Raw genomic sequence first — 13,981 nt, 5'->3', positions numbered from 1 at the left:
ATGAATGGGAAAGAGAAACAAATCTTAGGAGGTAGGTTCAAGTATTTATACCTAATAGCTTATGTCCTTTTTCTTATGACAATCATATATGTCAACAGGTAGTTTAACAACGTAGTTTAGGTGTTTTTGAATGGTGATTAGTTTGGGTAACCGGATGATTTTTATGTGTCATCCGGTTTTCTTTTGCATAGTAAATAGATTTTGTTAAGGAATTATTTTTCACCTCCCCACCAATGGGTTGAATAATCTAGAGGGTTGTTTAATATTATGGGTTCTCCAATTTTTGGCGTTATCATAGGGACCTGCAATTCTTGCGCTTTTTGGACAGCACGTTCTACCGGGTCTGTCCATGAATGCAGTGCCAGCTTAAAGGCACCCCAGTGTATCGGCATAAATACCTTCGACTTTAAATCTATACTGGCTTGAACCGTTTCCTCGGGGAACATATGGATATCGGGCCACATTTTGTTATACTGGCCACATTCCAACATTGCAAAATCAAAAGGGCCATAGGCGTGTCCTATCTCTTTAAAATGGGTTGAATAACCACTATCGCCACTAAAAAAGATGTTTTCATTTTCTGATTTGATCACCCACGAACTCCATAATGTACTTTGTCCATTAGTAAATTTTCTCCCGGAAAAATGCTGCGCTGGTGTGCACACAAACAGAAGATCTTTATAATAAACTTCTTGCCACCAGTCCAGTTCCACTATAGCTTCTTTGGACACATCCCAGGCCTCCAGATGAACGCCAACTCCAAGCGGTACGTAGAATTGTTCCACCTTGTCTTTCAAGCTTTTGATGGATTGGTAATCCAAATGATCATAATGGTCATGGGAGATTATGACAGCATCTATTTTAGGCAGTTTGTCAATCTCGATGGGCAATTGGTTGTGAAATCGATTAGCGCCTAACAAAGGATGAGGTGCTGGCACTTCGCCGAACATGGGGTCGATTAAAATGTTTTTCCCATCCATTTGTAACAAGAAAGCGGAATGACCAAACCAAATTAGTCGCGTTGCTCCCGGATAATCGGCAAGTTCGAGGGAATCAATTTTTTTAATCCCAATTTCGTTTTCGGGTTTGCCGTTCTCCACCTTTTCAAAGAAAAACTTGCGAGCAATTTTCAAAGTTTCTGAAAAGCTTGGGTCTTTGGGCACATCCTTGTTGTTTTTGAAGATACCTTCAGAAAATTGTGCGGAAGATTGATATTGGGTTTTGCGTTCTTCGGAGACATCTCCCCCCAAACTTGGATAGAAATTCACAAATAGGAGGTAGGCTACGACCACAACACCTATAAGGACCAGAATAGTCAGTAACATTCGTTTTAGATATTTTAAAAGTGTTTTCAATTAGTAAAGATTAGTTGTTCAAGGCCAAAGCATTGATCGCTGCATTTTCCAAATGCTTATCATTCGACTTTACCTGTAACGAGTTGATCATCGCTTTTCCAATACGACTTGTAGTGGTAACGTTCTTGGATTTTTTAAATAGCGGGAAAAAGGGCCTCATCAACACATAGATTAAATTGTACCAAGTTGTTCTTGATTTGATGCCCCTTTCAGGGATGATCATTCCAGGTCTAAAGCAATAAGCATCTTGGAAGCCTTTGTTTAGCAGGTAGTTTTCGGTAGCACCTTTTACCCTGGCCCACATCGATTTTCCTTTTTCAGAGCTATCTGTTCCAGTGCCTGAGACGTAGTTGAAAACCATTTCAGGATTTAATTCATACAGGATATCAACAAAAATTTTAGTGATTCCATAAGTTATCCGGGTATAACTTTTTTCGTTCAAACCCAGAACAGAAACACCCATACAGTAAAAACAGGCGTCATATCCAACAAGTTGGTCCTGCACGGTTTTCAGATCGGCAAAGTCCTTAAGAACAATCTCCTTTAGTTTGGGATTGCTCAATCCAAGGGAAGACCTATTTATGATCAGGACTTCTTCAATATATCGACTGTCCAAGCATTCGAGTAGAACGCCTTTCCCTACCATTCCGGTTGCTCCGGTGATTATTACTTTCTTCATTTTAATTCAATCCTCTATATTTTACAGGACTCATTCCTGTTTTGGACTTAAATAGTTTGCTAAAGTGCTGTGGGTATTCAAACCCCAAGGAATAGGCTATTTCACTCACGGAATCTGTAGAACCCAGCAATTTGTTTTTGGCCTTGTTTACTATGAATGCATTGATGTGTTCTTTCGCTGACATCCCGGTTTCCTTCTTTAAAAGGTCACTGAGGTAATTGGGCGACATGTTGAGTCTTTCCCCACAATATCGAACTGTTGGAAGGCCTAACTCGGAAGGCTTTTCAGAAATGAAATAATCCTTCAACAAACTTTCGAACTCACTGATATGATCTTGGTGCAAATTGGTACGGACATAAAACTGACGGTCGTAATAGCGGTTGCAGTAGTCCAAGATCAGTTCAATATTGGCAATGATAAGTTTTTGACTGTGCTTATCAATATTTTGATTGATTTCCGTTTCAATTTTGAGCACCAAATCGGTTAGAGTTGCTTTCTCTTCATCGGATAGGTGCAATGCTTCGTGCACTTCATAATCAAAAAAGGAATAGTTGTCAATCGTTCTGCCCAATTCAGACTTTCTAATAAGGTCCGGGTGAAATACCAACAGCCAACCTTTGGCATCCTCTTCCACATTTTTTTCTTCAAAAGTCATTACCTGATTGGGTTTGGAAAATACCATCATTCCCTCGGTAAAATCATACGAGTTACGTCCATAACCCATCGAACCGGTAATGCCATCCTTTAGCGAGACCGCGAATAGGTTTGTATTGATTCGCACACCTTCGAATTCATGGAAATGTGGAAGGTCTTTTGCCCAAATTACCGATACCAGGGGATGCTTGGGAGGAGGCATGCCAAACATGCTGTTGGCTTCCGTTATGGATTTTATGTGTATGATATCTTTCATGATACTGAATACTGCATATTTCTAAGCTAAACAATAATATTGACTTTAGTCAACCTCCTGCATTTTACGAACCTGCTTAAGTATCGTCTTCTTCGGTGTAAACGGAAGGGTCTTCATCATCAAACTTTGTGCAAAGGTCAATCCGGAAATAACATCCAGTTTTCCCTCCAACATGCCGTTGTAACCATCCTCAGCAACAGAACGAGCACTCACTGTTTTTTCGAACAAGCCTGTTTTGTCCATACCAGAGGTCGATGCAAACTCAGTTTCAGTTGCTCCGGGCATCAATGTTGTTACAGTAATATTGGTATCGTGCAGTTCCTCGGCGATAGCATTTCCTAAATAGGTTACATACGCCTTGGAGGCATAATAAATAGCCTGAAGAGGTCCGGGTAAAAATGAAGCCGTGGAGGAAGTGTTCAAGATTTTGCCACTATTTCTTGCAATCATTTCTGGAAGGAAAAGATACATAAGCTCTGTAAGTGCCACCATGTTCAGATGTATCATCTGCTGTTGGCGTTCCCAAGTAAGCTCATGGAATTTTCCACGGAGTCCAAAACCTGCATTGTTGATCAGATAATGGATTTGGATACCCTTTTGTTGAATTTTTTCAAAAATCTCCTTCGGAGCTCCAGGATTGCTTAAATCCTTGACAATAGTCAATACCTTAACAGCGAACTTCTGCTCGAGTTCCAATTTGAGCTCGTTCAGCTTTTCTTGCCTTCGAGCTACAATAATTATATCCCAACCTCTTTCTGCGTGAATTCGTGCCAACTCTTTTCCGATGCCACTACTTGCTCCTGTTATTAAAGCTGTCTTTTCCATTTTGTCAAACTTTAAATTAATTATGAAACAAAATTAGTTTGGGCATGGAAGGAAGAAGTATACATTTCACCTAAGGACGTATACATTTTACAGAATTGATCACAATGTTAACTATTTGATCTTGATGGTCTTATGTAACATCCAACTTACGGGAGGATTTTCTAATATTCAATTCCCCGTTCATAACAACGGTTTCCTCAAGTTCGGGTTCCCCATTGATTTGTTTAAGAAGAAGTTTGGCAGCCTCACGGCCCATATCGTAGGTCGGTTGTCGCACACTGCTGAGCTGAGGAGTGATAAATTCAGCCATATGTGTTTCAGTAAAGCCCATCACCGCTATGTCGTTGGGAATGCTATATCCATTGTTCTTCAGGCTTTTGATTACCCCAATGGCAATTAAATCGTTGAAACAGAAAAAGGCATCGGGGAGATCGTGGTTATATATTAGGTCCTCCACGATTTCAATCCCCTCTTTGGCGTTAATGCCCGCCTCTATGATTTTATAGTTTTCTTTTGGAACCTTATGTTTGTTCATAGCTCTGGTAAACCCGTTGATTCTGTCTTTGGTAACACAGAGATTTTTCTTTCCAGATAGATAATAGATTTTCTTGTGGCCTTCCCTTATTAGATGTTCAGTGGCAAAGAAACTCCACTTTTGATTGTTGAAAACCACTTTGGGAGCTCGCAAGGATTTTTCCACTCTGCTCATAAAAACAATAGGACATCCCAACTGTATCTGGTTTAGATAGTAGTCCATATTGTTGCTTTCGGCCGTAGGGGCAATGATCAATCCGTCTACCATATTATGGATAAGTGTTTTGGCATTTTTTAGCTCCAAAACAGGATTCTCGTCGGATTGCATCACGAGCACCTGGTAATTGTTGGAAATCAGAACTTCTTGGATGGCGATGATTACCTCGGAATAAAATTCATTGACAAATTCAGGAACCACCACCCCTATATTAAAGGTTTTGTTTTGACTCAGCTTCTTGGCAATTGGATTTGGAAAATAACCCATCTCTTCCGCGGTACGTAGTATCAGCTTCTTGGTTTCCTCCTTGATATCATATTTATCATTGAACGCCCTGGAAACAGAAGAAACAGAGACATTGAGCTTCCTGGCTACATCTTTTATGGTAACATGTTTCATGCTAGTGATTTTGTTGAATCATGAAAATTTCAATTTCCGAAAACTATAGAATAGACTTCGAAACATGTCAGAAAGTACTAATTATTATTCAATGTCCCCATAAGTTTTCGATATGACTGTTAAAGATTGATTAGCAGCGAAATTTAATTTGATTAAAGAGTTATTTAATATAATTATGTGTTAATAATCTGATTATCAATAAACTATGATAAACTCTGTTTGCAGTAAAATATATTCAGGATAAGAATCCCATTTTTTCGGAAACGGTTCCGGAAAATTAAAACGTTTTCGGCAACGTTTCCGGTAATTTTCTTCTGCTTATTCGCTTTCCGACCTATTACATAGAATACTTTGCGGGCTCAATAAACTAACTAATGAATTTATGAAAAGAACGTATTTAATGTTATTCTTCTTGGCATTCAGTGCAATGCTGTTTGCCCAAGAAAAGACGGTAAGCGGGAATGTCACTGACGGACAGGGCGCACCATTGCCCGGAGCTTCTGTCGTGATTCAAGGAACCACAACCGGTACCCAAACAGATTTTGATGGAAACTATTCAATTCTGGTGGCCGATGGCCAGGTACTGGTCTTTTCTTATGTTGGGTTTAGTGCCCAAAACATTACCGTAGGCACTGCTTCTACTATTAATGTAGTGTTACAGGAAGACACTTCAGTATTGGATGAGGTTGTTGTGGTTGGTTATGGAACCCAAAACAAGGAAAGTCTTTCGGGCTCTGTAGCTACTATCGAAAGTGAAGAACTTATTAAGCAGCCGGTTTTTCAAACATCCCAAGCACTTCAGGGACTTTCCCCTGGCTTAACTGCTATTCAATCAAGTGGACAACCCGGTTCTGATGGGGCTACCTTACGTATTCGTGGAATCAATTCCATTAATGCATCTTCAAGTCCATTGGTCATCATAGATGGTATCGAAGGAAGTTTAAATGGGATAGATTCCGGTGATATTGAGAGTATTTCGGTACTTAAGGATGCGGGTGCCGCTGCAATTTACGGTAATCGAGGTGCAAATGGGGTAATCGTGATTACCACAAAAAGAGCCAAAGCAGGAAAGACAAGGGTTACCTATAACTCTTACGTAGGTTTTCAAGATCCAACCAACCAGCCTGACCCCGTGGATGCTGTTACCTATTTGGAAGCTACCGGCGACGATGCCCTACTACAACAATATTTGGATAATCCAGGGGATACCGACAACTTTCCTGATACAGATTGGATTGACTTATTGTTTTCGGAATCAGGTTTCATACAATACCACAGTATAGGAATTAGTGGCGGATCGGAATCGGTCAAGACAAACGCTACGTTCTCCTATCAAGACCAAGATGGAAATATCCCCGGTTTTGGATTTGAAAGATATCAAGGTAGGGTCAATACTGATTTTAAGGTAAGTGATAAGATTCAAATAAGTGCAGATATCAATTTTAGAAGATCGGATATTGAAAGCTCGCCCGCAGGAAGTGGGGTGCAGGCAGCTTATCGTCAACCAGCAATATTTCAAGCCATTTACAGCGATGGGAGGTTTGCACTACCTTCTACTGGTGGTAATCCAGTTGCCGGAACAAGGGCTTCGGGTTCAAACACTACCCAGGCCAACTATTTTAGGGGGTTGTTAAAGGCGGTGTACAAACCGATTCCAGAATTGGAACTTAGCGCAGTTTACTCACCTGAACATGCCGAAAGCTACAACAGCAACTTCCGTGTGCAATATCCGGTTTATGAATCGTTTGATGGACCTGAAATATTGATCAGTTCTGGCACAAACAACCAGACCCAGTTAAATCAATCGAACAATAGGGCTTTTACGGACAACTTTTACGCCACGGCAAGATATGATAAGCAATTTGGAAAACACCATATTACCGCATTAGGGGGATATGAATTTATCAAAAGTGTGTCGACCAGTTTTGGAGCTTCCAGATTCGAGTTTGTAATTCAGGATTTTGAAGTGCTGAACAATGGTAATGCAGAGAATGATGCCAACTCAGGAGGTGCCACACAAAATGGTTTGGAATCTGTCTTTGGGCGGTTCAATTATGCCTTTGACAATAAGTATCTGTTTGAATTCAATATCCGAAGGGACGGTTCTTCAAGGTTCAATGAAGCCAATAGATGGGGTACATTCCCCAGTTTTTCGGCTGCTTGGCGTATTACCGAAGAGTCATTTATGCAGAACCAAAAATTGTTCAGCAACCTGAAACTCAGGGGATCTTGGGGACAGTTGGGTAACCAAATCTTGCTTGATAATAATGGGAACATTATAGATTTCCCATACTCTTCACTGATAGCCATTGGGTCAAGTCATTTTGCCAATGGAGGAATCGCACAAGGTGCGGCCCAACAGGTTCTTGGGAACTCTAATATTACATGGGAAACTGCTGAAAAGACCAACATTGGGTTGGAGTTTGGACTACTCAACGGGCAATTGACCGGATCAGTGGAGTATTATAACAATAAGACGAATGATCTTTTGGGAACACAACAGATTCCATCCACAGTGGGATTAGGCAATCCTATTGCCAATGTATTCAGTATGAAAAATACCGGTGTTGACGTTGAACTTAATTGGAATGGAAAAATTGGCGAGAATTTTAGGTTTAACCTGGGCGGAAACTTTGCAACTGTTAAGAATGAGGTAACCGATCTCAATGGGGAGGAATTTCTTATTAGTGGAAATTCAATCTTAGAAGTGGGTGAATCTGCAGGGTCCATTTTTGGTTTTGAGTCTGAGGGTATTTTCCAGACACAGGAGGAAATTGACAATTCTGCTACCCAATTTGCGCCTTATGAGCCTGGTGATATCAAGTTTAAGGACCAGAACAACGATGGTGTTATAGACAATGATGACCGTGTAATCATAGGGAATTCGTTCCCTGGAGTTACCTATTCCATCAATGGAGGGTTTGATTTCAAAGGATTCGATTTTTCCGTCAATGCCATAGGCGTTTCGGACAGGGAAGTATATCTCCAAAGAAATTTGGTTCAGCCCTTGTTCAATGCAGGAAACATTTTCGAATATCATTTGACAGAATCTTGGACGCCGGAAAATCCGAATGCAAGATTTCCAATCCTTAAGCCATACAGTGGAGCGAGCAACAACAGTCGTACAAATTCCACCTATGTGTTCGATGCATCCTATCTCAGGATACGAAATATCACTTTGGGTTATTCCTTACCGAGCAAAGTGCTTGAGAACAACTTTATCGGCAGTTTACGATTTTATGTGTCCGGTCAAAATTTGATCACCTTGAATAAAGACCTGCCAGATGGTATAGATCCATTGATTCCAAACAACTCCCAAGGAGGAATTTATCCAATTGTGAAGGTATACACCTTTGGTATCAATGCTACTTTTTAATAGTGAACTAATGACAAATAGTATAAAGATGAAAAAGAGTTTTAAATATATAGTATTCACAGTATTACTTGGTTCACTGCTATCATCCTGTAGTGATCAGGTATTGGATTTGGAACCACTCGACAACCCAACAGATGCCACTTTCTTTTCAAATGAAAATGAATTGCAACTAGCGTTGAACGGTATTTATGGAAGGCTAAATGAACCTCAACAAGAAGGTATACCTGTGGTGATGTACATGGATGCCATTCTGACCGATAACGCGCTGTACCGAATTACCGATGACAATGATGGACTACGCGCATTGAGCAATAGCTCTCATGATCCGGCAAGTGGTTTTGGGTTTTACAGAACCTATTACAGGGCTATTGGTAGAGCAAACGGCATGTTGGACAATATGGATCGAGCCGCTGAGGTTGTTGAACCCGCAAAATTGGATGATTTTAGAGCGCAGGCTCTTACCTTACGCGCATTTTATTACCATTTTTTGATTGAATTTTGGGGAGATGTTCCGTTCATAGACTTTTTGCCTTCCGCAGATCCAACTGCAGCGTTTTTACCCAGAACACCAAAAGCTGAAATAGTGCAACGCTTGTTGTCAGATTTGAGCGAGGCTGCAACTTTAATAGATGGCTCTGCAACCGGAGAGCGTGTTACCTTGGCCACTGTCCACGGACTTCGGGCTAGGATTGCTTTGTATGCAGGGGATTTCAGTACTGCCTCACAAGCAGCAGATGCGGCTATTTCAGCGGCAAATTCCCTAGGTATTACATTGCACCCAAATTACGAGGAGCTTTTTTCACCAGCTGGCGAAAACTCTTCCGAGATTATGTTGAAAGTACCCTATGACGAATCCTTCAGAACCCATAACATTCCTTTAAGACAGGGTTATCGCTTCGGAAGCATTTTCAGTCAGCATTTACCTACTCAAAATCTAGTTGATGCTTACCCAACAGCGAATGGACTTCCTATAGATGAGGATCCGGCTTATGACCCACAAGACCCTTGGTCCAATAGAGATCCAAGACTGCGGGCCAGTATTGTTATTCCTCAAGATCTTTGGGGAGGATACATCCACGAATCTCACCGAGATAGTCTGGAGACCACTAGATTTATAGATGGTGACCCTGTTAGGGTTGTAAATGAAAACTGTAGGTCGGCACAATGGCCAGCAGGACTTACCGGGTACCTTTGGAGGAAGTTCACCGATATAGAAGCCGTCGCGGCCAATCAGGGATCAAGCGACAATGATTTTATCTTGATGCGATTGGGAGAAATGCTACTCATAAAGGCGGAAGCAGAGATAGAGCTAAATGGTGATTTGGCAGCTGCCCGTGACGCATTGAATCAACTGCGTCAGAGAGCCTATGGTGGAGGTGCGTTTCCGGCCGTAACAGAGACTAGTCAGACGGGGTTGAGAAAAATACTTCGAATGGAAAGACGGATAGAGCTAGCCAATGAAGGCTTCAGATATATTGACATCCTTAGATGGCGAATTGCTGAAAAAGTACGCGGGGAAGCATTGATTGGTCGAGTTTTGGACTTGCCAACTACAACCGCATCGTCCATCCCAAGTATCGATGATGATGGGGTGGTAACATACCCCGATAGATCGGAATATGACGATTGGAGATCTTTACTGATTGATGGCGTTGTCGATCCTACAGCCTATGACACTAGGTTGTTTGGAAACTGGCAAAATGCCACAGAGCGCAATTTTACAGCTCCTAGGGATTATTTGCTTCCGATTCCACAATCTGAAATAGATCTTTATATCGCAAATGGATTTACCATAGAACAAAGTCCTGGATATTAGATTTCTAAGAATTAACTGAATTAGATAATTAATAGTTTGAGTTAGGTTAAGTTTAGTTTAAATTGGGTGAAGGGGTGCTGTTACCCCTTCATTCATTTAAATGTTTTAATTGGAAACCAAGATGTTTTACAAAGCTCTTATGGTAACTTTTTTTAGGGTTGGGCTCATTTTGATTGCGGCAATTGGGATGCATTCATGTGGACTTGGTCAAGATAAAACCAAGGAAAATAAAGGGAAGTATGTCCTACATGGGGTTTCCTATGATATGCATATAAATACTGAGAATTTCTCTTTTTCTTTTTGGAAGGAGGGAAGAAATATCGTTCCAGGGCATGACCGATCCGGAATTATTTTTTCTGGAAGCCATGTAATGTCATCCGAAGAAATTGAAGCAAACAACACTGGAGTTCGCAATTTTGTAGTGACCAATGAAAATGGGGTGAAAGCGCACGTAAGCGTTTCCTTTGAAAAAGATATTGCTTCGATTTGGGTCAAACCACTTCATCAAAAAACAACAAACATTTCTTTAGCCGTTGGTGGAATGCCTACTGCTCATGGCCTTGGAGATGCCGCTGCATTCAAGGAATCATTCAATATAGTTGACAATAAGCAGGATGTATACACGATAGAAAACGATGGAGGAGGTAGGCGTTGGGTGAGTACGTTCACCATTTTTCCACAGAATGATTTAGCCAGCGTCTTTTTTGAAAAGGGCAAAAAAACGGTCACCATCAACAAAAAAGAATATGTAATGAACGTTGCTACAGAAGGAGAAGCTACTTTTTATTTCTTTCTGGGCAACCCGAAAACCATTTATGCCAATTATAAAAAAGTACGGGAACAGGAAGGCTATAAAAGTGTGAAACCAAAATCAAGACTATTTGAGCTGGGATGGGAATCCTGGGATGCTTTGGGTTGGAATACCAATCAATTCACTGTTCAGGAAATATTACAGAAGTTTCATGATAACGAATACCCAATCCGATGGGCGGTTACCGGCTCTGGATTTTGGGATGAAGGTGGCACTACGACAAGTTTTGGGAGATGGGGCAAGAAGTTTCCAGATGTGTCCACTTTTAAAGCATGGATGCATTCCAAAGATATTTACTGGATGATAGGCTTGAGGACCAATTTTATTCCAGAGGGAGGTCCATACTATCCCAAAACCAAAAAACGCGACAAAAACCTCAAGGTCAATGCATTCTATGGCAATGAATTGACAGCTGAAGCTAAAGAAAAAGGATTTTTGGTGTCTGCTGACAACAATGAAATCCTGGATATTACCTCGGGAGTTTTTCCTATAGTTCCCAGTAATTTATTAAATGGCGATGCACCCGGTGCAGCACAATGGTATCAGAAACAATATGCCAAATGGGATGTGGATGGTATCAAGGAAGATACCATGATGGATATCGACTCCTTGACAAACATCTATAACCGACCTATTACCGAAATAGCTAATCAGGGCGGACATGTCATGGCCAGAAATGGAGAGTTTGTAGCCCCTGGAACCCTGTTACGCATCAACGATACTGGTGTGGGAGAATTATCGAGACGAATCCCAATAAATTATTTTCAATATGCCGCCTCAGGTTTTCCCAATGTCTATTCCGATGTGGCTGGAGTGCACAACATGCACAATTTGAAGGATGTTGATAAGAATATAAGACATACCTGGTTGCTCTCGTTGACTTCTGGACTTTCAGTTGGTGCATTTCCCTCAAAATGGCCCAAAGAAAAACAGCAGTTGTTCAAAATGGCCATCGATTTTCATTTTAAAATAGCACCCTATATGTACAGCGAAGCGCTAAAGGGGTATAAATCGGGATATCCGACCACCTTGACGCCTTTAAGCATTGCTTTTCCAAAAGATGAAAGTGCGATAAACCATTCCAACTTTCAATGGATGATAGGGGAATCATTACTGGCAACACCACTTCTAAAAAGCTTTGAAACAGGCAAAATGGAGGTATACCTTCCGGAGGGGATTTGGTTCGATTATGAAAGCGGGGAAAGATATGAAGGTCCGACTATGTTGAAGGATTTTGAAATCCCCTTGGGAAAAACTCCCTGTTTTGTGGGTGGGAAGGGAATTCTGGTTGAAAGAATGCCCGCTGGCATCTTATATAAGGCCAAAATATATTTTACGGGTACAACAGATGGTACCTTCAATTTTACATATCCGAACGACTCGGATACAAATGAAATTCATCTCAACACTTCGAAGTTTTCCAGAAATCTTGTGGTTTTTGATAAGACCGCCAACTCGTCTGTGGAATATGCCGTCGAAAGTGAGACCGGTATTATTTCTTTTGATTTGAATAGGAACCATGTTTATGAAGTACGAAGCAAATGATGGATAAATGAAGAAAACCATACTTCTTTTTTTAATTTCTGTTGGTTTTACGGTGCAGGCCCAAACAAAACAAAGGTCAAGGCCCAACATTGTATTCATTATTGCGGATGACTTAAGCTCTGATGACTTAAGCTGCTATGGTAACCAGGGCATCAAAACACCGAACCTTCAAGAACTGGCGGAAAACGGCATAATATTCCACAATGCCTACTTGACCGCCGCCAATTGCAGTCCGAGCAGAGCGAGCATGGTTACCGGGAGATATCCGGTGTCCAATGGACAAACTGATTTGGCGACAGGCGCCTTACCAGATTATAAGGTGGATTTCCCAGAATTCTTTGATGGGATTGATTATTTTCCGGAAATCTTGCAAAAATCCGGCTACTACACAGCACAAAGCGGAAAATGGCATCTTGGATATCACTGGCTTCAAGCCTCCGGACCCGCTAAAAGGGGATTTGATCTAACAGATCATAGAGGAGGAGAATCTGGCGCTGAAAATTGGACAAAGATCTTGGATGATCGCCCCAAAAACAAACCGTTTTTTATGTGGTTTGCAGCCCATGACCCCCATGACCCTTGGACGGCACCCAAAGTTCATGATATAACAGACGTTCATGTTCCGCCATACCTTCCCGATACAGAGTACATGAGGGAACAGTTGGCGGCATATTATGACGAGATCCATCGCATGGATTATTTTATCGGAGAGGTGATGGACAAACTCAAAGAGCAGCAGGTATATGAGAATACGATGATTGTTTTTGTAGCGGACAACGGAAGAGGATTTTGGAGGTCAAAAGCCCATATCTATGATGCAGGCATGAAAACCCCGCTTCTGGTGAGTTGGCCTTCCAAGATTAAAGCTGACCAACAAAGCGACCACTTGATAAGTATGGTGGATTTGGCTCCCACTTTTGTGGAAATAACCGGACATGCACCCGAGGACTATACCTTTCAGGGTCGTTCCATACTCCCTATTTTAAAGGATGTTAAATCGACAAATATCAATCAATATGCTATCTCAGAACAAAACTGGCACGGCTATTCGAGCTATTATCGTTCGGTAAGGGATGCTTCAGGTTATCTCTACATTCAAAATGGCCACCCCGATAGAAGCGGTATAGGAGGAAAGGCTTTTGTAGATTATATGATAAGGCTGAACAATAAGGGGGAGTTGAGCAAGCTTCAACAGGACCCTTTTAGGTTTCCCAGGGAATCGGAGGAATTATATCACTATAAAAATGATGTGCATCAAGAAAAAAACTTAGCCGCCGATCCAGCGTATGTTAAAAAGCTGAATGAGCTTAGGGATGTTCTCGGAAGCTGGCAAAAATTAACCGGTGACCGTGTATCATCAAACGAAATTCCAGATTGGTATCAAAGGCCGTATAGTGATGAAAAACCAAAAAAAGGCATCTGGGGAGATTCACCGGGCATTAGAAATTTTGGGGTTGGAAAAAATGAAGGGAAAATACTTGAGCTTACAAGATTTGAATTGAAGTGATAAAAGA

At 41.2% G+C, this 13,981-nt stretch carries 9 protein-coding genes; 4 read left to right on the top strand and 5 right to left on the bottom strand.

The window, feature by feature from the left end; all coding sequences use genetic code 11:
* Positions 1-212: 212 nt before the first annotated feature.
* The 5 genes from ACULLH_RS08225 to ACULLH_RS08205 form a co-directional block, all read right to left on the bottom strand.
* Positions 213-1,355 (bottom strand): MBL fold metallo-hydrolase, encoded by a 1,143-nt coding sequence (locus tag ACULLH_RS08225; RefSeq protein ID WP_454088264.1) that lies wholly within the window; start codon positions 1,353-1,355, stop codon positions 213-215.
* Between the two features lie 10 nt (positions 1,356-1,365).
* Positions 1,366-2,034, bottom strand: coding sequence for an epimerase (locus ACULLH_RS08220; protein ID WP_454088263.1), 669 nt, complete (start codon positions 2,032-2,034; stop codon positions 1,366-1,368).
* A gap of 1 nt (position 2,035) precedes the next feature.
* Positions 2,036-2,944, bottom strand: a complete 909-nt coding sequence (locus ACULLH_RS08215) for a helix-turn-helix domain-containing protein (protein ID WP_454088262.1) — start codon at positions 2,942-2,944, stop codon at positions 2,036-2,038.
* Between the two features lie 45 nt (positions 2,945-2,989).
* Positions 2,990-3,769, bottom strand: coding sequence for an SDR family NAD(P)-dependent oxidoreductase (locus tag ACULLH_RS08210; RefSeq protein WP_454088261.1), 780 nt, complete (start codon positions 3,767-3,769; stop codon positions 2,990-2,992).
* A 130-nt stretch (positions 3,770-3,899) separates the two neighbouring features.
* A complete protein-coding gene (locus tag ACULLH_RS08205; RefSeq protein ID WP_454088260.1) occupies positions 3,900-4,919 on the bottom strand; it encodes a LacI family DNA-binding transcriptional regulator in 1,020 nt (339 codons plus the stop codon).
* Positions 4,920-5,301: 382 nt separating this feature from the next.
* On the opposite strand from ACULLH_RS08205, the gene ACULLH_RS08200 reads away from it, so the two are divergent.
* The 4 genes from ACULLH_RS08200 to ACULLH_RS08185 all read left to right on the top strand — a co-directional run bounded on the left by ACULLH_RS08200 (position 5,302) and on the right by ACULLH_RS08185 (position 13,974).
* Positions 5,302-8,295: a SusC/RagA family TonB-linked outer membrane protein gene (locus tag ACULLH_RS08200; RefSeq protein ID WP_454088259.1), complete on the top strand. Its 2,994-nt coding sequence runs from the start codon at positions 5,302-5,304 to the stop codon at positions 8,293-8,295.
* 28 nt (positions 8,296-8,323) lie between these two features.
* Positions 8,324-10,111 carry a RagB/SusD family nutrient uptake outer membrane protein gene (locus ACULLH_RS08195; protein WP_454088258.1) on the top strand — a complete coding sequence of 596 codons (1,788 nt, stop codon included), beginning with the start codon at positions 8,324-8,326 and terminating at the stop codon, positions 10,109-10,111.
* A 121-nt stretch (positions 10,112-10,232) separates the two neighbouring features.
* Positions 10,233-12,467 carry a TIM-barrel domain-containing protein gene (locus ACULLH_RS08190; protein ID WP_454088257.1) on the top strand — a complete coding sequence of 745 codons (2,235 nt, stop codon included), beginning with the start codon at positions 10,233-10,235 and terminating at the stop codon, positions 12,465-12,467.
* A gap of 7 nt (positions 12,468-12,474) precedes the next feature.
* Positions 12,475-13,974, top strand: coding sequence for a sulfatase family protein (locus ACULLH_RS08185; RefSeq protein WP_454088256.1), 1,500 nt, complete (start codon positions 12,475-12,477; stop codon positions 13,972-13,974).
* The last annotated feature ends 7 nt before the right edge of the window (positions 13,975-13,981 follow it).

Source organism: Flagellimonas sp. 2504JD4-2 (assembly GCF_053642935.1).
This window is presented reverse-complemented; position numbering and strand designations above follow the sequence as displayed.

What these genes read in the sequence shown, in the direction of transcription:
- ACULLH_RS08220 (WP_454088263.1), bottom strand. Translation starts at nt 2,034, where the DNA reads ATGAAGAAAGTAATAATCACCGGAGCAACCGGAATGGTAGGGAAAGGC.
- ACULLH_RS08190 (WP_454088257.1), top strand. Translation starts at nt 10,233, where the DNA reads ATGTTTTACAAAGCTCTTATGGTAACTTTTTTTAGGGTTGGGCTCATT.
- ACULLH_RS08205 (WP_454088260.1), bottom strand. Translation starts at nt 4,919, where the DNA reads ATGAAACATGTTACCATAAAAGATGTAGCCAGGAAGCTCAATGTCTCT.
- ACULLH_RS08215 (WP_454088262.1), bottom strand. Translation starts at nt 2,944, where the DNA reads ATGAAAGATATCATACACATAAAATCCATAACGGAAGCCAACAGCATG.
- ACULLH_RS08200 (WP_454088259.1), top strand. Translation starts at nt 5,302, where the DNA reads ATGAAAAGAACGTATTTAATGTTATTCTTCTTGGCATTCAGTGCAATG.
- ACULLH_RS08210 (WP_454088261.1), bottom strand. Translation starts at nt 3,769, where the DNA reads ATGGAAAAGACAGCTTTAATAACAGGAGCAAGTAGTGGCATCGGAAAA.
- ACULLH_RS08185 (WP_454088256.1), top strand. Translation starts at nt 12,475, where the DNA reads ATGAAGAAAACCATACTTCTTTTTTTAATTTCTGTTGGTTTTACGGTG.
- ACULLH_RS08195 (WP_454088258.1), top strand. Translation starts at nt 8,324, where the DNA reads ATGAAAAAGAGTTTTAAATATATAGTATTCACAGTATTACTTGGTTCA.